Annotated in this window: 19 protein-coding genes; 2 read left to right on the top strand and 17 right to left on the bottom strand. The window is 45.7% G+C overall.

The window, feature by feature from the left end; translation table 11 throughout:
* Positions 1–268: 268 nt before the first annotated feature.
* From J2X75_RS01300 to leuB, 8 genes are all read right to left on the bottom strand, one after another.
* Positions 269–1,225 (bottom strand): aldolase catalytic domain-containing protein, encoded by a 957-nt coding sequence (locus J2X75_RS01300; protein WP_047842252.1) that lies wholly within the window; start codon positions 1,223–1,225, stop codon positions 269–271.
* Positions 1,226–1,308: 83 nt separating this feature from the next.
* Positions 1,309–2,622, bottom strand: coding sequence for a DUF4129 domain-containing protein (locus J2X75_RS01295; protein WP_310333850.1), 1,314 nt, complete (start codon positions 2,620–2,622; stop codon positions 1,309–1,311).
* Positions 2,619–3,734 (bottom strand): DUF58 domain-containing protein, encoded by a 1,116-nt coding sequence (locus tag J2X75_RS01290; protein WP_047842250.1) that lies wholly within the window; start codon positions 3,732–3,734, stop codon positions 2,619–2,621. Before J2X75_RS01290 ends, J2X75_RS01295 begins: the two co-directional genes overlap by 4 nt.
* Before the next feature lie 4 nt (positions 3,735–3,738).
* Complete coding sequence (locus J2X75_RS01285) at positions 3,739–4,704, bottom strand: AAA family ATPase (protein WP_310333847.1); 966 nt, start codon at positions 4,702–4,704, stop codon at positions 3,739–3,741.
* A gap of 121 nt (positions 4,705–4,825) precedes the next feature.
* Positions 4,826–5,932, bottom strand: a complete 1,107-nt coding sequence (locus J2X75_RS01280; RefSeq protein WP_076209212.1) for a PAS domain-containing sensor histidine kinase — start codon at positions 5,930–5,932, stop codon at positions 4,826–4,828.
* A 450-nt stretch (positions 5,933–6,382) separates the two neighbouring features.
* Entirely contained in the window at positions 6,383–6,799 is a 417-nt protein-coding gene (locus tag J2X75_RS01275; RefSeq protein WP_017689649.1) for a hypothetical protein, read from the bottom strand.
* 355 nt (positions 6,800–7,154) lie between these two features.
* Positions 7,155–7,694 carry a peroxiredoxin gene (locus J2X75_RS01270; protein ID WP_310333844.1) on the bottom strand — a complete coding sequence of 180 codons (540 nt, stop codon included), beginning with the start codon at positions 7,692–7,694 and terminating at the stop codon, positions 7,155–7,157.
* Between the two features lie 277 nt (positions 7,695–7,971).
* Entirely contained in the window at positions 7,972–9,057 is a 1,086-nt protein-coding gene (gene leuB, locus J2X75_RS01265; protein ID WP_017689651.1) for a 3-isopropylmalate dehydrogenase, read from the bottom strand.
* Positions 9,058–9,290: 233 nt separating this feature from the next.
* Between leuB and J2X75_RS01260 the strand changes: the two genes are divergently transcribed.
* A complete protein-coding gene (locus tag J2X75_RS01260; protein WP_307538311.1) occupies positions 9,291–10,271 on the top strand; it encodes an aldo/keto reductase in 981 nt (326 codons plus the stop codon).
* A 260-nt stretch (positions 10,272–10,531) separates the two neighbouring features.
* Here the strand turns inward: J2X75_RS01260 and J2X75_RS01255 are convergent, their stop codons facing one another.
* The 4 genes from J2X75_RS01255 to ilvB all read right to left on the bottom strand — a co-directional run bounded on the left by J2X75_RS01255 (position 10,532) and on the right by ilvB (position 15,697).
* Complete coding sequence (locus tag J2X75_RS01255; RefSeq protein ID WP_062833430.1) at positions 10,532–12,073, bottom strand: 2-isopropylmalate synthase; 1,542 nt, start codon at positions 12,071–12,073, stop codon at positions 10,532–10,534.
* 139 nt (positions 12,074–12,212) lie between these two features.
* Entirely contained in the window at positions 12,213–13,205 is a 993-nt protein-coding gene (gene ilvC, locus J2X75_RS01250; protein WP_036669754.1) for a ketol-acid reductoisomerase, read from the bottom strand.
* 261 nt (positions 13,206–13,466) lie between these two features.
* On the bottom strand, positions 13,467–13,949 hold the full coding sequence (gene ilvN / locus J2X75_RS01245) for an acetolactate synthase small subunit (protein ID WP_024628317.1): 483 nt from the start codon (positions 13,947–13,949) through the stop codon (positions 13,467–13,469).
* Entirely contained in the window at positions 13,946–15,697 is a 1,752-nt protein-coding gene (gene ilvB, locus J2X75_RS01240) for a biosynthetic-type acetolactate synthase large subunit (RefSeq protein WP_091032851.1), read from the bottom strand. Before ilvB ends, ilvN begins: the two co-directional genes overlap by 4 nt.
* Positions 15,698–16,300: 603 nt before the next feature.
* Here ilvB and J2X75_RS01235 point away from each other — a divergent pair.
* Complete coding sequence (locus tag J2X75_RS01235) at positions 16,301–16,744, top strand: GNAT family N-acetyltransferase (protein WP_237176231.1); 444 nt, start codon at positions 16,301–16,303, stop codon at positions 16,742–16,744.
* 6 nt (positions 16,745–16,750) lie between these two features.
* Here the strand turns inward: J2X75_RS01235 and J2X75_RS01230 are convergent, their stop codons facing one another.
* From J2X75_RS01230 to J2X75_RS01210, 5 genes are all read right to left on the bottom strand, one after another.
* Positions 16,751–17,140: a hypothetical protein gene (locus J2X75_RS01230; RefSeq protein ID WP_310333837.1), complete on the bottom strand. Its 390-nt coding sequence runs from the start codon at positions 17,138–17,140 to the stop codon at positions 16,751–16,753.
* A gap of 213 nt (positions 17,141–17,353) precedes the next feature.
* Positions 17,354–18,316, bottom strand: a complete 963-nt coding sequence (locus tag J2X75_RS01225; RefSeq protein ID WP_091014847.1) for an ABC transporter permease — start codon at positions 18,314–18,316, stop codon at positions 17,354–17,356.
* Positions 18,317–19,396: an ABC transporter permease gene (locus tag J2X75_RS01220; RefSeq protein WP_074094292.1), complete on the bottom strand. Its 1,080-nt coding sequence runs from the start codon at positions 19,394–19,396 to the stop codon at positions 18,317–18,319. It abuts the gene before it with no gap.
* Positions 19,389–20,927, bottom strand: coding sequence for an ABC transporter ATP-binding protein (locus J2X75_RS01215; protein ID WP_036610171.1), 1,539 nt, complete (start codon positions 20,925–20,927; stop codon positions 19,389–19,391). Before J2X75_RS01215 ends, J2X75_RS01220 begins: the two co-directional genes overlap by 8 nt.
* Positions 20,928–21,226: 299 nt before the next feature.
* A complete protein-coding gene (locus tag J2X75_RS01210) occupies positions 21,227–22,267 on the bottom strand; it encodes a BMP family lipoprotein (protein ID WP_091014850.1) in 1,041 nt (346 codons plus the stop codon).
* Between the last annotated feature and the right edge of the window lie 33 nt (positions 22,268–22,300).

Here is a 22,300-nt window from a genome sequence, read left to right as displayed (position 1 = left end):
TCACCTATCCTGAATTACATTAACCAAACTTAACAGCTTACTACACGATTCGACAAAAAACATATTAACCAACGTTCAATTCACATGCATACACATGCTATCTGGTACATAATAACATTTAATTTTGTATACGTGAACTAAAAAATAGTTACTCCTAGGAATATTTATTCATAAATATAGAGAAAAACAAGGCATTAAGAACTAAAAAAACATGGATCTCCAGTTAGAGTCCATGTTTTCCTATTTTACAACTGTATTTCAGACTATATTACTTATCAAAATTCACTTCTGGTGTTGTTAATTTATCATAAAAATCAACAACCTTATCCTTGTCTTCCGATGAGCGAATCGCCATCGCTGAACGTGGATGCTCGTCCAACGCACCTGTAATCATGTAAGGCAGAATGTAACCCCATTCTTCTTTTTCTCTCAGTGGAACCATCAACTGTTCCAATACACCAAGTACTGGACGCAGATTGTATTTCGTTCCTTTCAGATGAGCTACGAGCAATTCGGTTGGACAGTTTCCTGCCGCACGTCCCATACCATACACAGAAGCATCAAGCAGCTCAACGCCAAGTTCTGCCGCAACCAATGTGTTAGAAAACGCAAGTTGCATATTATTATGTGTATGAACACCAAGACGCTTGTTAGGCAAGTGAGTCTTGAACTTCTCTACCAGATATTTCACATCATTATGGTCCAGACTACCGTAAGAATCTACAATGTAGACAACATCCACAGCGCTTTCTTTGATCAATTCAAATGCTTCCAGCAATTCATTCTCCATAACATTGGAGAGTGCCATAATATTCAGTGTAGTTTCATATCCACGATCATGGAATGTTTGAACCAGTGCAAGTGCCTTGTCCACATCTTTGCTGTAGCAGGCAACCCGGATCAGATCCAGCATGCTCTCACTGCGAGGCAAGATATCATTTTCGTCCACACGTCCAACGTCAACCAGTGCAGACAGTTTGGTATTTCCTTTTTGAGGGATAACTTTGCGCAGGAAATCATCGTTCAGGAAACGCCATGGTCCTGCTTCCTCGGCACCTTTAAGCAACTTCGGAGAGTTCTTATATCCAATTTCCATATAATCAACGCCAGCTTCATTCAATCCAGCATATAGCTGTTGAACAAAGTCCACGCTAAAGTCCCAATTATTCACCAATCCGCCATCACGGATCGTACAATCTACAATTTTGCAATGATTTGTCTTCATTAATGTCTGCTCCTTTTCTGACCAACTTGTGTATTCCTCTCATGATACTTGAACGTGACAAGAAAAGTAAAGGGATTCCGGACTTATTTACTTCGATAAGATCTCCAGATTCGGTCAATCTCAACCATATCGGAACGATCGGGAGCTTTCGCTCCATAACGAACGGCATTATACGTATCTGGCAGTCTCGCAGACAGCTCATCTTCTTCTAACTTCACACCATTCTGAATAATGGTCTGTGCAGCCTCCAGCGGAGTGTGCTTCCCCTGTATTTCCACGCCTCGATGAGCGGCTCTTTCAATCCAAGTCCGATAGTAATACCGAACACGTTCAGCATCTTGTGCAGGTGGCGCTTCTTTCTTCCGAAACCAATTCTTTCGGACTTTTGCTGGCGCATCAAGCGTCTCACTGACATCGATATACTCCGTCCGTGGTTCTGCCTTCTTTTCACCTGGTTGTAACATCCCCTTGAATCGATCCATAAGTCTGTTTATCGTTTTTTGTCCCAACCTCATAAGTAGCCACAGGATAGCTCCTGCTACAGCACACATCACTACCCACCCGAGGATGTTCCAGAAGACTGAGGGCTCGGATGGCGGCTCTCTCCAGTCATTCGGTATATTTAGCGGCTGATTGGGGTTGTCCATTGGTAATCGTGGCTCCTCGCCGGAAATCGGACCAAACCATCCCCTGATCCATGCGAGCAAGCGGTCACGCAGCGGCCCCAGCCAGGCAGCCAGACTTGGGAAAGCACCGATCGCGACGATAACAATAAACATCCACATGAACCGCTGATGATTCGCACGTGCAAAATCTCTTAATACCAATCTTCTCTTGCCATCATTGAGTATTGCCTGATCCAGTTGCAGCATATATCGTCCAACCAGCCAAAAGGCAAAGCTGATCACTCCCGCAATATAAATCCATAGGGTATAGGTTTGTATCGGCTGCATGAATTCTAACGAATTCGAAGCAATCATAAGCACGATTGCACTGATTACACCCATAATCTGCAAGCGCCATAACAACACAGAATGAAAGACTGGCTGGAAGGTCAGACCTGCATAAGCCGAGATGACTCCACACAGTACCAATGTGATGATATCCGGCAACGGGAGAATGAGGCTCATCCCAACAACGAGTGCGAAGAGAATTCCTATAACGAGTGCCGTTACTCCACGAATGAATGTATTCTTCTCGCTAAAACCTGGAATTTTATGCTGAATGAACTGTCCTAACCAACCTACAAGAATGACCAGGATGAATAATGTGAACGGCAAATGTTCCATTGCGTAGAATGAAGCAAGCGTAAATATCGGAAAAAGGTATATGCCAGCCATCAAGACGGCAAGCATTGCTATGAGTCCTTTGGTCGTCGCTACCGGTCTGTTCCTCATGCACTCACCGCCTTTGTATTACCCTTCACGTCCTCTACCGGGAGAATCGTTACACGATGTCCTTGTTCGTGCAGACGTGCAATCTCGTGCTCCATAGCGGCAGATACATAGGATGTAATCAGCAGATAGCTGCGGATTTGCTGTGCTTCTTCATTCAAACGTACTTCATCGTTCAGAAATTGCTCCATGGGCACCATGCATTTCAACTCTGTCTCAGCCATAGCTTCCAGTAACCGTTCCAGATGGGGCGTGCCATAATCCGGCTCAATCCGAAGTGTATCTCGGCCACCACCCACATGATAGCCATTATGGGCGAAACCTGCCGGCAACCCTCTACCGATGGCATCCACTGCAGCCGTGGCAGCGTAACGAAGTGCCCGTTCAATCTTCTCCGGTCGAGTGACAACACTCCACATATCTGCAGATTCCTGAATGTTGACTACAATCCAGGATTGCGGATCAGCCGTCCATCCCTGCTTGTAGACTTGTAATTCACCTGTACGTGCACTCGCTTTCCAGTGAATACGATTCATGGGGTCGCCTGCACCATAAGGCCGAACACCCAGGATCAAGAAAGGATCTTCAACGATCCATCGTGATACTTCAACTTCTCCCTGCCATACCTGATAAATTGCAGGAAGATCCTCTGCATTCACTAATGAAGGATACACAATCATAGACATTTGCAAAGGAATCGGTTTGGTGGAACGCCACACGCCAAAGAGATCCCCACCTGTCATCGTCGCTGTATTTAATGGATAAATTCCACGCTGAGTACATGTAAAAGGATGCTTACGTGTAATACGAGTAAACGGTTTTAACGTAAAAATACTCTTATGGTTCTGATAGATTTCGCCTTGACTAATATCCATACCTGAACCGGAACGAAATACAAACGACACTGGCATCATCGATTCAAGTCTGAGCCACGGAACGGAGACTCGTTTCTCATTTGATATCGTCTCCACCATCTCAAGTTCATCTCCAGCGTAACAACGCAGCTTGCTGAATTGTCTGCTGTACTTGAGCTTTCGCAGTGCTGGTCGTCCAAACCACACACCATGTATAACTACGACAATGCCTCCAACAAGGACAAGCCATAATAATGCCATAAGATTAACGCCCGCTTCTAGCGAGATTCTCCGTAGGCACTTCTGTCTGATTCAGAAGTTCCTGGATGATACGCTCAGCCAAGCCCTCTTGTTGTCTGATCCGGTTACGGAATACCAGTCGGTGGGCCAGCACAGGTTCCGCCAGTACTTTAATATCATCAGGCAAAACAAAGTCTCTGCCATGCAGTGCAGCCCATGCCTGACTTGCCTTGAGTAATGCCTGAGCCCCTCGTGGACTTACACCAAGCGAGAGCTCGGGATGTTGCCTTGTCGCTTCGGTTAACTGAATGATATATCGTAGCAAATCTTCGTTGATTTGCACTGTTTTATACGTATCCTGCGCCTTTAAAAGTTCTTCGCGACTGATCACTGCTGTGAGATCATCAACAGAACGGCTGGCTACCGTACGTCTCAAAATTTCTACACTCTCTTCACTGCTTGGATAACCCATGCGAATTTTCATCATAAAACGATCCATCTGAGCTTCAGGTAGCGGAAAAGTTCCCTGGTTATCTATAGGGTTCTGGGTAGCGATAACGATAAATGGCCGTTCCAGCTGTCTCGTTGAACCGTCGATACTAATCTGGCGCTCTTCCATGCACTCCAGCAAGCTCGATTGTGTACGCGGTGTAGCACGGTTAATCTCATCAGCTAGTACGAGATTAGCAAACAAGGGGCCTGGTCGGAATTCAAAATCCCCTTCTTTTTGATTAAAAAAATGAATTCCTGTTAAGTCAGAGGGCAGCAAGTCCGGTGTAAACTGTATCCGCTGGAATGTGCAGTCCAATGTAGAGGCTACCGATTTGGCAAGCATCGTTTTCCCGGTACCCGGTACATCCTCCAGCAGCACATGTCCTGACGCTATGATCGCTGTCATCACCAGCTCTATGGTATGCTCTTTTCCCACAATCACTTTTCCCACGTGATCCATCAATTGTTGATTCATTTGTTCCATTCCTTGGATTTCCATCTGCATCTCATCCTTCCGTTATGGAGCTTATGTATTCGCATTCATTACTAACTATAACCCTTATTGGCAACATAAAACAAAGGAGTTGGCAAATGGCCAACTCCTGAACTCCCCGCTCTTCTCAATATACCAAAGGTAACATAATCATAAACCGCGTACCTTCGCCCTTTTTGCTATCCACAGAAATGGTACCTCCATGGTTCTTGATGATTCGGTAACTCACCGAAAGTCCAAGCCCCGTTCCGCTCTCCTTGGTCGTGAAGAATGGATCAAACAGACGTACAAGCGTGTTATGGTCCATTCCATGACCGTTATCCGCGATAGAGATCTGCACGAACTTGTTTTCCGTGGCGGTAGATATTCGAATTAGACCCGTATGTTCTTCGCCAACTTCCTCAATGGCATCCATTGCATTTTTCACCATATTCAAAATAACCTGCTTAATCTGTTTGACATCAATGGACACATTCAACGGGGCATCCCCTTCATCCAGTACGATCTCGCATCCTTTCATCAAACCTTCGCTTTCCGTCAGCAAGACCACCTCTTTGAGCAAAGAGTCGACTGACATCACGGTCTTCTGTGGAGCTGACGGTTTGGAAGAATTCAAAAATTCGTAGATGATGTCGTTCGCCCGATCAATCTCCGTCAGTATGATCCGCGCGTACTCATCTTTGCCGAGCTGTAGCAAATGGGGTCTGAGCAATTGGATGAACCCACGGATTGCAGTCAACGGATTACGAATTTCATGAGCAATAGATGCTGAAATCCGCCCCAGCATCGCAAGTTTGTCATTTTGATAAGCGGTCTGTTCAATTTGTTTATAATCAGATACATCTTTGACGCTGAACAAAAAGTCCCCATCCATCTGATCACCGTACGTCACAGTAACCAGCCAATGCCTTCCGTATTCATCGATCAACTCATGATAGCGCTTACGGTGAAAAATGGTTTCCCGATAAATACGTAAAATTTTCTTTTTCTTGAATCGGCTCATCTGCGGATGATGCAGCATTTGCATCAGGGTGCAGCCGCTCAACAGACTTCTTGGAAGTTCCAACAACTTTGCCATCTGAACGTTAATAAACGTCAATACACCGTGACTGTCAAACAACATAATACCGCTATCCAGATGTTCCAGTACATTCTCGTACTTGTTGTTATCCAGATGCACAGGCGGGAATCCATCCGTTGGTTGAGGCACTGTATCCTGAAATTCACTAATCATGTCAGGTTCCTCCTTTTCACGTAAATGATAAACTTGCCATTCGGACATCATATCATCACAGAAACAGGAAGGGCCGATTTTATTTTTCATTACCGGTGCCCTTTCGTTGGGGGGCTGAGCGCCGAAAATATGGATGGCATGTCCGGAACTCAAGCTGGTCTATTCCCGGTAACCAACAGTCGATCCGGAAAATCATATACGTTTGTTCCATTCTGACCTTCTCCTATTCCCAAACACGAACATTTTTTGCTCCGCCTCTTTTGCAAGTCTGCTTTTATCATAGACAAGTTTATAGAAGAGAGTCAATCGGAGAAAGTGTCGAATGGAAATTATTTTAAAAAAAACCTCGAATTAGTTCCAGAAACAAAGCACAAAAACGAAGCCGTTTCACCCAAAGGGCAAATCAGCTTCGTTTTTAATATCTTTAAATTGTGATATATCCGAGATCATCTATAGTCCGGTCTTATTATGCTGAATTTTCAGTCTGCGCTGACTCATCACAGCTAATCGACGTTTAAGTTCGCTTTCCCACTTCTCGTCTTTGGTTTCCTTGGCGAGCCTGAGCAAATCCAGAGCCATATCAATCTGGCGCTGCACAATGACCATGGCATCCTCGCTCTCACGGTTTACACAATTTTCGAAAATGGCATCCTCATCTTCTGTAACATAATCTTGAAAGTCGATCTCGGATGCACCGTCTCCATGCGCATATTCAGCCAGAATTTCGTATTCGTTTTCCACTTTATAATGCACCTCAACCCGATGACACACCGGGCAAAACAGCAGGGGAACATTATGAACCTGGGTGCGGTAATGCTTCAGCGTGCCCTTCGTTCCAACCATACTTGCCCCACAACAGTAACTCATTTTTGTTCACCCTCCTTATTACGTGCCGGGACTTTTCGTTAAAATGCCATCCCGTACACTTCCAGCACTTCCGAAAAGGAATAGTTCCATCAGTGTATCACATTCATGTACAGATTATAAATGCAGAGCACCGGAATATTTACCGGGTTTCCATACCCTATTCGCCTTAAAGGCCATCAATTCCTCTTTCAACAGATAAAAAGAAGACTTTCTTCTAATATATTATTAACACGCTTAGCTGCTTGTTCAAACACTTTTAATTAACTTCGTGATAACTTCCGGCAAAAGGGTGCAAAAAGCCCTCAATCCCTAACGGGATGAGGGCTTGAACAAAAACCGTTCAAGTTAACCTGGCTTACAGGTTAGTGTCGCCTGGTTTCCAGTTCATTGCACACAATCCGCCGGATTGCAGTGCTTGCAGTACGCGAAGTGTTTCTTCAACACTACGGCCTACATCGTTGTGGTTAACCACTTGATATTTCAATTCGCCTTCTGGATCGATGATGAAAAGACCGCGCAATGCTACGCCTTCTTCTTCGATCAGAACGCCGTAATCTTTAGCCACTTGCTTCGTGATGTCAGAAGCCAGCGGGAAGTTCAATTGACCCAGACCACTGCTGTCTACTGGTGTGTTAATCCATGCTTTGTGGCTGTGTACGGAGTCTACGCTCACGCCAAGGATTTCTGTATCCAAAGCTTTGAATTGTTCGGAAGCAACGCTCAAAGCTGTAATTTCAGTTGGGCACACAAATGTGAAGTCCAAAGGATAAAAGAAGAATACAAGCCATTTGCCACGATAATCGGACAGTTTAACGGAACCGAAATCTTGTCCGTCTCCCGATACTGTTTCCATTGCGAAATCCGGTGCTGGTCTACCTACCAAACGTTCTGCCATAACTAAAAATTCCTCCTTTGGGATTATGTAAGCATCCTTGCGGATTGCTCATCATCAAGAAAAACGCGAACGTTTTTCCTGTAATTAAAATGATCTGATACTTGATAACAAGTACAAGTAAAATGTTATCATCCGGACTTCCCAAAGTCAAGATTATAAACATTATTTTTTTATAATCATTATAAATAAGGATTTTTCGTGGCAAAAATGATAAAGGAACAGCCCTCTGTACATTCCATAACTGGAAACAAAGGGCTGCCTGTAGTTGGTAATATAATTACGCTTGTTTCTGAATAGCCGCCACGATCAAATCGCCCATTTCGGTCGTGCTGATCGCTGTGCTCTTGTCTACAGCAATATCACTTGTGCGGTGTCCTGCGTTCAATACATCCGACACAGCTGCTTCAATGGCATCCGCACCTTCTGCATAACCAAAGGTTGTGCGGAACATCAACGCCAAAGAGAGAATGGTTGCAATCGGATTAGCGAGGCCTTGACCTGCGATATCCGGTGCAGAACCGTGTACCGGCTCATAGAGTCCGAAGCTGCCCTCTCCCAGCGATGCAGATGCGAGCATACCGATGGAACCTGTCAACATCGCTGCTTCATCACTCAAGATATCTCCAAACATGTTTTCCGTTACGATGACATCGAAGCTGGACGGACGACGCAGCAATTGCATCGCGCAGTTGTCTACCAGTACATGCTCCAGTTCAACATCCGGATAATCTGGTGCTACCCGGTTCACAACTTCACGCCAGAGACGGGAAGTTTCCAATACGTTGGCTTTGTCTACAGAAGCCAGCTTTTTGCGACGACCTTGCGCAATTTCGAATGCCTGACGAACGATCCGCTCCACTTCTGTTACATTATATGCACAAGTATCTACTGCCTCTTCACCCTGTGCACTTTCACGTCTGAACTTCTCTCCAAAGTAGATACCGCCTGTCAACTCACGTACCACCATCAGATCTGTACCTTCAAGTACTTCCGGCTTCAGAGTTGAAGCATCCTTCAGGCAATCAAATACGACAGCCGGACGCAGGTTGGAGAACAATCCAAGTGCTTTGCGAATACCCAGCAAACCCGTTTCCGGACGAAGCTCCTTGCTGTTATTATCCCATTTTGGACCGCCAACCGCTCCAAGTAGGACTGCATCAGCACTTTTACATACGCTCAGTGTTTCTTCAGGAAGAGGTGTTCCCTTCTCATCAATTGCGATTCCGCCAAACAACGCATGCTCTGTCTCAAAACGATAACCGAATACTTCCTCCGTACGTTTAAGAACTTTCTCAGCCTCAGCTACGACTTCAGGGCCGATTCCGTCACCTGCAATAACTGCAATTTTTTTCACGTCTGCCATTGGGTTGTCCACTCCTTATATTTCATTCATTAATTATTCATAAAGTAACGTCTCATATTAACTCTCTCTTTTGTATCATATTCCAAGGTCATTTGACCAAGATATACAATCTATGACTTTAATAGATTTTACCTATAAGCCAATAGAGATTAGCCTTTCCAAGTTGTTCTGACCTCCCGGCTGGGTTAAAATATAGCTGAATTCAAATTAGGTACGCAGGAGGGATAAGCAACATGCAATATTCGTATTTGGGTAAATCAGGCCTCAAGGTCAGCCGAATCTGTCTCGGTACCATGAATTTCGGGCCTGCTACAGATGAAAAAGAAGCTTTTCGCATTATGGACGCAGCACTCGATGCAGGAGTGAACTTTTTTGATACCGCTAACATCTACGGTTGGGGTGAGAATTCCGGTCTTACCGAAGAAATTATCGGACGCTGGTTCAACCAGGGTGGGGGCAGACGTGAAAAAGTAGTTCTGGCCACCAAAGTCTATGGCTCCATGCATGATGATACAGATGGCCCCAACAACGAAGCTGGCCTCTCCGCCTACAAAATCAGACGGCATCTCGAGGGTTCCCTCCGCCGCTTACAGACCGATCATATCGAGCTATACCAGATGCATCATGTAGACCCTGCCATATCGTGGGACGAGCTGTGGGGTTCGTTCGAGAATGCCGTTCATCAGGGTAAAATCGGTTATGTAGGATCAAGTAACTTTGCTGCATGGCAGATTGCAATCGCTCAAAGCGAAGCCAAGAATCGTCATTTCCTCGGCTTGGTTTCCGAACAACATAAATATAGTCTCAACTGTCGTTTGCCCGAGTTGGAAGTACTGCCCGCTGCCAAAGAGCTGGGCCTCGGCGTCATTCCATGGAGTCCACTGGATGGTGGTTTATTGGGACGTAACGCTCTGCAGAAGCTGGAAGGAACACGCAGCGGGGGCATCGCTGGACGGATCGAGCAGCAGCAAACTCAGCTTGAAGACTTTGCCGCACTGTGTCGTGATCTCGGTGAACCACAGGATACGGTGGCTTTGGCATGGGTTGCAGCCAATCCGGCAGTGACCGCCCCGATTATCGGACCGCGTACGCTGGAGCAGTTTGAGACCGCACTCAAATGTCTGGACTTGACTTTGGATGAAGCCGTGCTCAAACGTCTGGATGAGATTTTCCCGGGTCCAGGTGGACATGCCCCTAATGCATACGCGTGGTAATAGCTTGATAGCGTAAGCCGATACAATAGGTAAGCGTAGAAAATGTGATATGTTTTACTGCCATAATTATATAAATACAAGCAAAAGAGTCTGGCCCTCCACAGGAGAGTCAGACTCTTTACGTACCTCACTAAACGTAACAAAGCAAGCCTAACGATCTACGATATCAATTCAAATCAAGATAGATCTTCCTGGCAGCGTACATGTGTTCCAGCTTATAGTTCAGTTGAATGAAGGGTTCGTGCTTGCTGCACCGGAGCCTACAGGTTAACGTTTACACGGTTCGTATATGTTTTACGCTTCTCAATCAATTGATTCAGGCCGTCTACATAGGCACGTGCACTTGCACCCAATATATCTGTGCTTACGCCACGTCCTTGTACCGAAACCTGATTCTGAGTCAGCACAACATGTACTTCACCCAATGCATCCTTACCATGCGTTACCGATTTGATGGAGTAGTCAGACAACGTTACGTCTTCCCCACTCACTTGGTCAATTGCATTGTAGATTGCATCTACCGATCCGTTACCCTCTGCTTGCTTCTCAACCGTATCCCCGTCAAGCGTTGCAATGCGAACTTTGGCCGTTGGTACCGATTCATCTCCGTACGTTACGAAGATGGATTCCAGTTTATACACCTCAGGTGCATCCTGCAATTTCTCTTCAATTACGGCAAGCAGATCTTCGTCAGTAACTTCTTTTTTCTTATCAGCCAGATCTTTGAACTGGGCGAAAGCCCGATTCAATGCTTCTTCTTCCAGCTCATATCCCAGATCAATCAACCGCTCACGGAAGGCATGACGACCAGAATGTTTACCCAGTACAAGCTTGCTTTCCTTCAGACCGATGGACTCTGGAGTCATAATCTCATACGTTGTTTTTTCCTTCAGCATGCCGTCCTGGTGAATGCCGGATTCATGTGCGAAGGCATTTGCCCCAACAATGGCTTTGTTTCCAGGCACAACCATACCTGTCAAACGGCTAACCAAACGACTGGTCCGTGCAATCTCAGACAACTGCAGCGATGTTTTCGCCTGGAAAAATTCCTGACGTGTCTCCAGTGCCATAGCAATTTCCTCGATCGCCGTGTTCCCCGCACGTTCACCGATGCCATTAATCGTACCTTCGATCTGATCGGCTCCGTTGAGAATGGCAGCAAGTGTATTGGCCGTCGCCATACCCAAGTCATTATGACAGTGGGCACTCAGCTGTACCTTTTCAATGCCGTGCACATTCTCCTTGAGATGTTTGAAAATGTTTCCGTATTCATATGGGCTCAGGTAACCAACCGTATCCGGAATATTCACGACGGCTGCACCTTCTTCAACAGCCATATTCACCATTTCCACGAGGAAATCATACTCGGTACGACCTGCATCCTCAAGTGAGAATTCAATCTTCGAGAATGTTTTCTTGGCATAACGAATCGCGGAACGAGCTGTATCCAGTACCTGTGCTTTGTCCATGCGCAATTTATGTTGGCGGTGAATAGGCGAAGTTGCCAGGAAAACGTGAATACACGGGTCCTGTGCACCTTTAAGTGCTTCTTTTACCGCATCAATGTCTTGCTCTCTGGAACGGGACAAGCCAATTACAGTCACATTTTTGACCGCATTTGCTACTGCATTGACAGCTGCCAGATCTCCTGGAGATGCCGCCGGGAAACCCGCTTCCATCCGGTCAATGCCAAGCCGCTCGAGCTGATGGGCAATTTCCACCTTTTCACGAGTGTTCAGATTGACTCCCGGGGATTGCTCTCCATCACGCAGCGTTGTGTCAAATACATAGATTTTACGCACGCTTCGCACCTCCTGTACTTGTTATTATATGTTTCTCTGAACCAGCAATAGCGGCTCACGCATAAGCACGGCCGCTATTCCCAGTTAAAGCTCTAAGTTTACTTGAATACCTTAAAGTGCATGTTCTAGAAGTTAATGCTTACTTCTTGATCCAGTGCATCATCTCACGCAATTGTCCGCCAACCACTTCGATTGGGTGTTCAGCTTCGTTACGACGAGTTGCTGTCAAGAATGCACGTCCGGATTGGTTTTCCAGAATGAAGTCGCGTGCGAATTTACCTTGTTGGATATCTGTCAGGACTTCTTTCATTGCTTTCTTCGTATCTTCAGTTACAACGCGAGGTCCAGTTACATAGTCACCGTACTCAGCTGTGTTACTGATGGAATCACGCATGCTTGAAAGTCCGCCTTCATACATCATGTCAACGATCAGCTTCAGTTCGTGCAGACATTCGAAGTATGCCATTTCAGGAGCGTAACCCGCTTCTGTCAATGTTTCGAATCCAGCTTTTACCAAAGCACTTACGCCACCACACAGAACAGCTTGCTCACCGAACAGATCTGTTTCTGTTTCTTCACGGAAGGAAGTTTCGATAACCCCTGCGCGTGTACAACCGATACCTTTAGCATAAGCCAAACCGATTTCTTTAGCTTTACCCGTTGCATCTTGCTCAATCGCGATCAGACCCGGTACACCAAAACCTTCCACATAAGTACGACGTACCATGTGACCAGGGGACTTAGGAGCTACCAGCAATACATCGCTGTTTTTTGGAGCAACGATTTGACCGAAATGAACGTTGAAACCGTGTGAGAAGAGCAATGCAGCGCCTTCTTTCAGGTTTGGTTCGATTTCATTTTTGTATACAGAAGCTTGAGTTTCGTCTGGCAACAAGATTTGAACTACATCTGCGCGGCTTGTTGCTTCTGCCGGGGACAGAACTTCAAATCCGTCATTTTTTGCAGTGTCGAAGGATTTACCTTCACGAAGTCCGATGACTACGTTCAATCCGCTATCACGAAGGTTTTGAGCTTGGGCGTGGCCCTGGCTACCATAACCGATTACCGCGATCGTTTTTCCTTTCAATACGTTAAGCTCTGCATCTTGTTCATAATAAGTAGTTACTGGCATGTTTATAAGTCCTCCTTTGTATTGTAAAGAACCCTTCATTAATGAGCGGGTGTCTCAAGGGACCGACTCGCTTGGAGTGTCAAAAGCCTCTCTGGTCTGATCCGATCCGTTCAGACACCCGCCCATTAATGCGGGAATGTAGCTATATTTTCAAGCGTTACATCACTAAAATGTTAAATTACAACTGTTAAGGGACTGACACTCACATAAGATCAACTGTATATGTTAGCTAACCGTCGTCCCTCTTCATTCATTATAGCTTTATACGTTGCCGCGTACCAATGCAGTTATGCCTGTACGGGACAATTCGCGAATGCCATATGGCTTGAGCAATTCAATCATAGCATCAATTTTGTCCGTATCTCCGACTACCTGCACAATCAGGCTGCCTGGACCAACATCTACAACAGATGCGCGGAATGTTTCTACCACACCCAGAATTTCAGGACGCTCGGAAGGCTCTGCTTTCACTTTAATCAGGGCGAGTTCACGGGCTACCATCGGTTTCAGGCTGAAATCAACCACTTTAATGACATCGATGATTTTGTATAATTGTTTCTCAATCTGCTCCAGCGTTTTATCGTCGCCAATGGTGACAATAACCATCCGGGAGAGCCCAGGTTCTTCCGATTGACCTACTGTAATACTCTCAATGTTAAATCCGCGTCGACCGAACAACCCTGATACCCGCTGAAGGACGCCAGGCTGATCGTTTACCAGTATCGAGATCGTATGTCTTATCATTCGTCAGCATCCCCCATCAGCATTTGATCAATTGTCGCTCCTTGCGGAACCATTGGATATACATTTTCTTCCTTGCGTACTACGAATTCAACAACGACCGGTCCTGGTGTATCCAAGGCTTCCTGCCAAGCACGCTGGGCTTCTTCCTTGTTGGTTGCACGCAAACCTTTTACGCCATAAGCTTCAGCCAGTTTTACAAAATCCGGACTTCCTGCCAAATCAATATGGCTGTAACGGTTCTCATAGATGATCTCTTGCCATTGGCGAACCATTCCGAGTACCTGATTGTTAATGATCACAATTTTTACCGGTATATTGTTAATGGCACAGATCGCGAGTTCTTGGGAACACATCTGCATTCCGCCGTCACCGTTAATGGAGATAACGAGTCTGTCCGGATTGGCCATCTGAGCACCTATGGCAGAAGGGAATCCAAAGCCCATCGTTCCAAGACCACCCGAAGTTACCCATGAACGCGGTTGATTAAATTTATAATATTGTGCTGCCCACATCTGATGTTGTCCCACATCCGTAGTTACAATTGCTTCACCTTTGGTTGTATCATTCAGCATTTCAACAACCCACTGGGGTTTCAGCACTTCGTCTGAATCCGTATAGCTGTAAGGTTTCTCTTGTTTCCACTGTTTGATCTGGTCTCTCCATGCATCTGCACGCTCTGCACGTCCAACTTCTTTGTTGGCTATTTCCAGTACGGTCTTCACATCACCAACGATTGGAATATCGGTTGCAATGTTTTTACCAATCTCAGCCGGATCAATATCGATATGAACGATTTTGGCATGTGGAGCGAATCCATCCAGCTTGCCTGTTACCCGATCATCGAATCGAGCGCCGATATTAATCAGCAGGTCCGCTTTTTGAATAGCCTGATTGGAAGTGTACGTTCCGTGCATACCTGGCATACCCGTCCATAATTCATGACCGCTTGGGAAAGCGCCTAGACCAAGGAGAGTAGTCGTAATTGGAATGCCTGTCTTCTCAACAAACTCGAACAGTTCTTCATGTCCTCCCGAGTATACCACACCGCCACCAGCGAGAATCATAGGACGTTCTGCTTCCTGAATGGCTTGGGCCAAACGGTCAACCTGCAGTTTGTTTGGTACTGTCCGTGGATTGTACCCTCTCAATATAACAGGTTCAGTTGTTGGTTCAAACAATGTTTTGTTCGCTGATACATCTTTCGGGATGTCGATCAGTACAGGACCTTTACGACCGGTATTGGCAATATGGAATGCCTCATGAATTACGCTGGACAGATCTTTTACATCTTTCACCAGGTAACTGTGTTTAGTGATTGGCATTGTAATCCCGGTAATATCCGCTTCCTGGAAAGCATCTGAACCGATCAGGCTCGAAATAACGTTCCCCGTAATGACTACGAGTGGTACTGAATCCATATACGCGGTTGCAATACCCGTAACCAGATTCGTTGCCCCTGGTCCGGAAGTAGCGATGCAGACACCAACTTTGCCGCTGGCACGTGCATATCCGTCAGCTGCATGTATTGCACCTTGTTCGTGACGAGTGAGAACGTGTTTGAAATCCTCGAAACCATACATCGCATCGTAAATGTACAACACTGCGCCGCCCGGGTAACCAAATACGCACTCGACACCTTCAAGTAACAAACTTCTCAGCAGAATTTCGGATCCGCTAATGACCTCCGGCTTCATCCATTTTTCACGTAATTCATCTGTTGACCGTACTTCTGGAATTTGAGCTCCCATCAGTCATCCTCCTCTCGAAATTTACACCATTCTGACATTTAAAGTTACAAAAAAAACCTTCCATCCCTGCAAACAAGTTCATGCTTGCGAGGGACGAAAGGTTATCGCTTCCGTGGTACCACCCAACTTTGCCCGAAATTTCGCAATAACGGACCTTACCAGGTACAACAAAACGAATAGCTCAAACGAACATAGTCGTTTCCCATACCTGTTGTCTGTAACGCAGACATACGATTTTCCCTAATACGCGAAAGGAGTGACATCCAGTGCTTTTCAGGAAAACAGCTCCGAGGTGAGCTCGTATATAAGGGATAATGGTGGTGGTTTCAGCAATTCCAGCCACTCTCTGAGCAAAAGAGCCCTTAAAACTTCGTCCTCTTCATAGCCGATGAAATATTCTCGTTAAATGTTAGGAACATTATATGATTCCTCCAACCGATAAGTCAATACCTGTTTTGCATAAAAATTCAGAGAACCTTCCTTCTTCCCTCTTCAGCCTATAAGGTTGCCCTAATCCCAGCGCTTCATTCAGTCACCTTTTATCTTGCTTCGGGCATAGGATATACGAGCAGCACGACTGGTCCTGAAAGGAGGCTCCGCATGGTGATTCGGCAACGCACATCCAAGCTGGATGATGGCGCCATCATGAAGCTGATTGACACTCAACTTGTTCCTTTATCCCATATGAGCGAAAAGGAAATTAATAAAATCCGCAAAGAAATACCCCTGCGAATGAACAGGGGCATGACCTTTGTTGTCTCGCCGGAGCCAGACAAAGCTGCTGTGGCATTCATCCATTTTCTCATGCATGGGGAATTGCTCTATGTCGATATGATGGCCGTTAGTCCGAAAGAACAACGCAAACGTTACGGGCAAACTTTGTTGCTCAAAGCAGAGAGCTTTGCGGCATCCCGGGGTTGTCGAAGATCTAAAGTGATGGTGGATGAGGGCAATACCAAAGGGCTTCAATTTTATCAAAAAAATGGATACAGCGCGATTCGATACATCATGATAAGCCGCTGCTACGAATTGGAAAAGACATTATAGAATGTCCTAGAAAAATCCTGGCGGACGTGGACCTGGACCATAAGGGCCGAATCCAGGACCAGGTCCATATCCGCCACCAGGTCCTCCAGGTCCATATCCCGGTCCGTAGCCTGGACCATATCCAGGGCCTGGTTTTGGTCCAGGTCCATATCCGGGACCGAAGCCGGGACTACCTCCATAAGCATAAGGCAGTGTGGCAATAGCGAGCAGATCAAACAATACCAGTGGCAGAATCGCTTTTGTACGTACTTTTTTGCCATTCAAACGCTTCAGTACCAGTTTGTTGCCCGATACTTTCAACAGTTTTCCCGTAACCCGAGTGCCGTCTTTTTTGATTGCAACAATATTTTTGCCTATTAATTTCATCGCTTCATCACGCGTAACTTGTTGTTTCATACTTTCCCCTCCTCCTCGGATCGTTCAAAACAGTGTATTCGTCCATCACTGAATTCGCCTGTTTCTTTGTCCCTACCTGAAAATATGGGTATCTGCATGAGACCAAAGTAAACGTGAAAAAGTAGCTTGGCAACGCTCAAGAAAACAAAAAAGGCCCGCACAAGGCGGACCCTTTTATCAAGCTTTTGGATAGTAAATTGACATATTGCAAGTTTACCTCTTACCCGGATCATACGCTTCACCGAGTGCAGACGGAGCCGAAGAACGTCCAACCGCTGCAACGAGAACGATGATGGTAAGCAGGTAAGGCAACATAAAAATAATTTCCTGGGGAATACTTTGTGACCATTCAAACAACTGTACATAGTTTCGGATCGCTTGTGAGAATCCAAAGAAGACAGCCGCACCAAAGGCACCAATCGGATTCCACTTACCAAAGATCATAGCTGCAATGGCAATATAACCTTGGCCGGAAACCGTATTGTGTGAGAATGTACCCGTAGTCGTCAACGTAATCGCAGCTCCACCAATGGCCGCAAGCGCACCACTGATCATAACGCCAATATAGCGATAACGAAGCACTTTAACACCAACCGTATCAGCCGCACTTGGATGCTCACCTACAGAACGAAGGCGCAGACCAAATGGCGTTTTGAACATGATGTAATACGTCAGGAATACGAACAGAATGGCCAGATATGTCGTTGGATATACGTTCTTGAAGAAGGCTTCTCCAAGCAAAGGAATGTCTTTCAACAATGGCACATCAAACTTGCTGAAGCCTTGAACCAACGGTGAATCACCAGAACCTTCAAACAACAGTTTAACCAAGTACAACGTACTTCCTGCTGCCAAAAAGTTAATGACGATACCGCTGATAATCTGGTCTGCCTTAAATGTGATAGACGCAACGGCGTGAATCAGAGATACCAGTACGCCCAATACAATCGCGAGCAATACCCCCATCCAGGCCGATGTCGTTCCACCCATGCCCGCTTCTTGAGCATAATGCGCCCCGATTCCAGCTGCAAAGGCACCGAAAACCATAAAACCTTCAAGTCCAAGGTTGGTTACACCTGATTTCTCCGAAAAAATTCCGCCGAGTGATGCAAAAATCAATGCCGTAGCAAAGACAAGCGTCGTATTGATAATTTGCCCAATTGTCAACAAGTCCATCTACAACACCTTCTCTTTCTTACGCTTCGAATAGAACGGTTTAAGTATCCAGCGCACGATGCCTTGTGCCGCAATGAAGAAGATAATCGAACCGATCACAATCCGAATAATCTCAGGCGGAACATCTGCAGCAAAACTCATGCCTGCAGATCCATACGTGAGGGTACCGAATAACACTGCACCCAATAACACCCCAAACGGATGATTCAAACCAATCAGGGCAACCGCTATTCCGTCAAAGCCTGTACCGGGCGAACCCGACATTACGGTCTGGTAATGGAACACACCAAGAACCTGGAAGGCACCACCAAGACCGGCAAGCATACCACTGATAAACATCGCTTTTACGATATTCCGGTTAACATGCATACCTGCATATTCAGCCGCATTAGGGTTGTAACCTACCGCGCGGATTTCATAACCTTGTTTTGTTTTCCACATATAGATATAAAATAGCACAGCCATCACAAGGGCAATCAACGTCCCCATGTGTACACGGGAGTTACCCATCAGTTCAGAGAGCCATGTCAAACTAATCGAGGCCGATTCGCTGATATCCACGGAACGATTCTCGCCCTTCAACAGCAAGAATTGGCGAACGATAAGGTTGGCCAGATACAGACCAATCCAGTTCAACATGATACTACTGATAACTTCATTGACCCCACGTGCCGCTTTCAGATAACCAGCAATAGCAGCCCACAGACCACCAAACAATGCACCTGCAATCAATGCCAGTGGAGCATGAAGATAGATCGGCAAACCTGCAAATTTAACACCAACAAATGTTGCAGCGGTCATACCGACGAGAAATTGACCTTCTCCCCCGATATTAAACAACCCTGCACGTGATGCAAATGCAAATGCAAGTCCAGTCATAATTAATGGTGTCATTTCCCGTACTGCTTCACCAAAGTTGTACATGTCACCAAATACCTTGGTGAACAATGCACCATAGGCTTCAATTGGATTGTAGCCACCAATCAGCATGACAACTCCACCGAGAATAAGACCCATAATAATAGCTACTACAGGCAAAATAAATGAATCTCGCGTAAACCATTTCAATACGTTATTCATGCGCAGTACCTCTCTTTTGGGTGCTGCCCGCCATCATCAAGCCGAGCTCCCTGTCATTGGTTTCTTCCGGCAGCACCTCGCCAACGATCTGGCCTTCATAAATAACAGCAATTCGGTCAGATACATTGATAATCTCATCAAGCTCAAATGAAATCAGCAGAACAGCCTTCCCTTGATCGCGCTGTGCAATCAGTTGCTTTTGCACGAACTCAATAGCCCCTACATCCAAACCACGCGTTGGTTGCGCAGCAATAAGCAGTTCAGGGTTTTTATCTACCTCACGGGCGATAATGGCCTTTTGCTGGTTTCCTCCGGACAAGGACCGAGCTTTGGTCTCAATGCTTGGTGTACGCACGTCAAATGCCTCAACAAGCCGCTTCGCCTGCTGTTTGATGGCATCGAAGTTAAGGAACCCTTTACGGGTGTATGGTGCTTTATAATACGATTCCAGAACGATATTTTCACTCACTGAAAAATCAAGTACAAGTCCGTGTTTATGTCGATCTTCCGGAATGTGGGCTACACCCGACTCCGAGATATGGCGCGGAGAATGATTGGACAGCTCCTTGCCCTCCAAAAGAATCGAACCGCTCTCTACTTTACGAAGTCCGGTAAGAGCTTCAATCAGTTCACTTTGGCCGTTACCATCCACGCCTGCGATTCCAACAATCTCTCCTGCACGTACGTTCAGGTTAAGTTGGTTCAGAACCGAAATACCTTCTTTATTCTTAGCCGTTAATTTACTGACTTCGAGCACATTGGCTCCAGGTGTAGCCGGTTTTTTGTCCACTTTGAATGTGACATTCCGCCCCACCATTTTCTCTGCCAGCTCATTCGGATTTGTTTCCGAAGTTTTGACCGAATCAATCACTTTACCCCGACGAATAATCGTTACCGTATCGGAGATTTCCATGATTTCTTTCAGTTTGTGCGTGATCAAAATAATGGACTTTCCTTCAGCTACAAGCTTCTTCATGATGATCATCAGCTCTTTGATCTCTTGAGGAGTCAATACAGCTGTAGGCTCGTCAAAAATCAGAATGTCTGCACCGCGATACAACGTTTTAACAATCTCTACACGTTGCTGCATTCCGACAGAAATATCATGAATTTTGGCATGAGGATTCACCTTAAGTCCATACTGTTCGGAAAGACGCTGAACTTCAGCGGCTGCTTTTTTATAGTTAATATTGAGACCCTTCGTTGGTTCAGATCCCAAAATAATGTTCTCTGTTACCGTGAACGGCTGTACAAGTTTAAAGTGCTGATGCACCATGCCTATGCCAAGATCGATCGCTCGATTAGGGCTGTCGATGATGACAGGCTTGCCATTCACTTCAATGGAACCTTCATCTGGCTGATAGAGACCAAATACAATATTCATCAACGTTGACTTACCAGCGCCGTTTTCGCCCAGTAGCGCATGGATCTCGCCTTTACGAAGCTGAAGGCTGATGGCGTCGTTGGCAACAATGCCTGGGAAACGCTTCGTAATTTGTTTTAACTCAACGACGGGGGTTGCTGCACCCATGTAATCACCCTTATAACTGATATAGTGTGGTTCCGCAAACGTAAAAAAAAACGTCTATCGACGTACTTTCAAAGAAGACAGACCGCGCTTAGCTGAAGTTTTTCTTGCGATAATCGAATGGTTCAGCTCATTAAGAACATATCAATTCCATTATCTTAAGAAAAGCTCCTACCGGAGCGTTGGTGCACAGTGACCTTGTACAATTGTTATGATGACTTGATCAAATGTTCCTGTTCTTGCAATCATAAGGCCGGTCAAGACCGGCCCCAATGATTATTCATTTGCGACTAAGATCAAATTTACTCTGTAGGAACTTTGATTTCGCCGCTGATGATTTTTTCTTTGTACTCTTCCACTTTTGCAAGTGTATCAGCAGATACATTGGCAGTAGAGGTATCAGCAATACCTACGCCGTTTTCTTTCAAAGTCAGGTTCTCGGAACCGCCAGCGAATGTACCATCAACTACTTCTTTGTTAACGCGCTTAACTGCTTCGTCAACTTTTTTGATCATGGAAGTCAATGTGATCTCATCACCAAACTCAAGAGATTGGTCTTTGTCAACACCGATAACCCATACATCTTGACCTTGCTTCTTACGAGCACTTGCTTCGTTAAACACACCGTTACCTGTTGCGCCAGAAGCGTGGAAGATAATATCTACGCCTTCATTGTAGAGTGTTGCTGCTGCTGCTTTACCCAAGTCAGGTTTATCAAATGCACCTGTGTAGTTAGAAATGAATTGAGCATCAGGGTTAACTGCTTTAACGCCTTCTCTGAATCCTACTTCAAACTTTTTGATCAGTGGGCTTTCCATACCGCCTACAAAACCAATTTTGTTGGATTTTGTTGTCAGACCAGCCACAACACCAACCAGGTAAGATCCTTCTTCTTCAGCAAATGTTACGGATTTAACGTTAGGAGCATCAACAACACTGTCGATGATCGCGAGTTTGGAATCAGGGTTTTGCTCAGCTACAGTCTTGATTGCATCAGCCAATTGGAAACCGATACCCCAAGTCAGATCATATCCACCTTTGACGAATTCGTTCAAGTTAGGAATGTACTCTTCATCGGATTTACTTTGCAGGTATTTAACTGCTACACCTGTTTCTGTTTCAGTCGCTTGCAGAGCTTCCCAAGCGGATTGGTTAAAGGATTTGTCATTAACTCCACCTACGTCAGTAACCATACCGATTTTGAGATCGGATTTCGCTTCAGTGGGAGTTCCACCTGTATCTCCTCCGGCATTTGTTTCTTCTTTCGGTTTGCTACCGCAACCTGCGAGCATAACCGATACCGCCAGCAACATTACCAAAGACAAGCTGAGCATCTTTTTCATTTCTCTTTTTCCCCCTTAATGATATATCCCTCA

It is taken from the genome of Paenibacillus sp. 2003 (assembly GCF_031455635.1).
Lineage (GTDB): Bacteria > Bacillota > Bacilli > Paenibacillales > Paenibacillaceae > Paenibacillus > Paenibacillus amylolyticus_B.
This window is presented reverse-complemented; position numbering and strand designations above follow the sequence as displayed.

Bases quoted from the DNA above. Each gene is read 5' to 3' on its own strand.
- J2X75_RS01295 (WP_310333850.1), bottom strand. From the start codon at position 2,622: ATGAGGAACAGACCGGTAGCGACGACCAAAGGACTCATAGCAATGCTT.
- J2X75_RS01300 (WP_047842252.1), bottom strand. From the start codon at position 1,225: ATGAAGACAAATCATTGCAAAATTGTAGATTGTACGATCCGTGATGGC.
- ilvB (WP_091032851.1), bottom strand. From the start codon at position 15,697: ATGGGAGCTCAAATTCCAGAAGTACGGTCAACAGATGAATTACGTGAA.
- J2X75_RS01225 (WP_091014847.1), bottom strand. From the start codon at position 18,316: ATGGACTTGTTGACAATTGGGCAAATTATCAATACGACGCTTGTCTTT.
- J2X75_RS01215 (WP_036610171.1), bottom strand. From the start codon at position 20,927: ATGGGTGCAGCAACCCCCGTCGTTGAGTTAAAACAAATTACGAAGCGT.
- J2X75_RS01230 (WP_310333837.1), bottom strand. From the start codon at position 17,140: ATGAAACAACAAGTTACGCGTGATGAAGCGATGAAATTAATAGGCAAA.
- J2X75_RS01210 (WP_091014850.1), bottom strand. From the start codon at position 22,267: ATGAAAAAGATGCTCAGCTTGTCTTTGGTAATGTTGCTGGCGGTATCG.
- J2X75_RS01290 (WP_047842250.1), bottom strand. From the start codon at position 3,734: ATGGCATTATTATGGCTTGTCCTTGTTGGAGGCATTGTCGTAGTTATA.
- J2X75_RS01260 (WP_307538311.1), top strand. From the start codon at position 9,291: ATGCAATATTCGTATTTGGGTAAATCAGGCCTCAAGGTCAGCCGAATC.
- ilvC (WP_036669754.1), bottom strand. From the start codon at position 13,205: ATGCCAGTAACTACTTATTATGAACAAGATGCAGAGCTTAACGTATTG.
- leuB (WP_017689651.1), bottom strand. From the start codon at position 9,057: ATGGCAGACGTGAAAAAAATTGCAGTTATTGCAGGTGACGGAATCGGC.
- J2X75_RS01275 (WP_017689649.1), bottom strand. From the start codon at position 6,799: ATGAGTTACTGTTGTGGGGCAAGTATGGTTGGAACGAAGGGCACGCTG.
- J2X75_RS01220 (WP_074094292.1), bottom strand. From the start codon at position 19,396: ATGAATAACGTATTGAAATGGTTTACGCGAGATTCATTTATTTTGCCT.
- J2X75_RS01280 (WP_076209212.1), bottom strand. From the start codon at position 5,932: ATGATTAGTGAATTTCAGGATACAGTGCCTCAACCAACGGATGGATTC.
- ilvN (WP_024628317.1), bottom strand. From the start codon at position 13,949: ATGATAAGACATACGATCTCGATACTGGTAAACGATCAGCCTGGCGTC.
- J2X75_RS01285 (WP_310333847.1), bottom strand. From the start codon at position 4,704: ATGGAAATCCAAGGAATGGAACAAATGAATCAACAATTGATGGATCAC.
- J2X75_RS01270 (WP_310333844.1), bottom strand. From the start codon at position 7,694: ATGGCAGAACGTTTGGTAGGTAGACCAGCACCGGATTTCGCAATGGAA.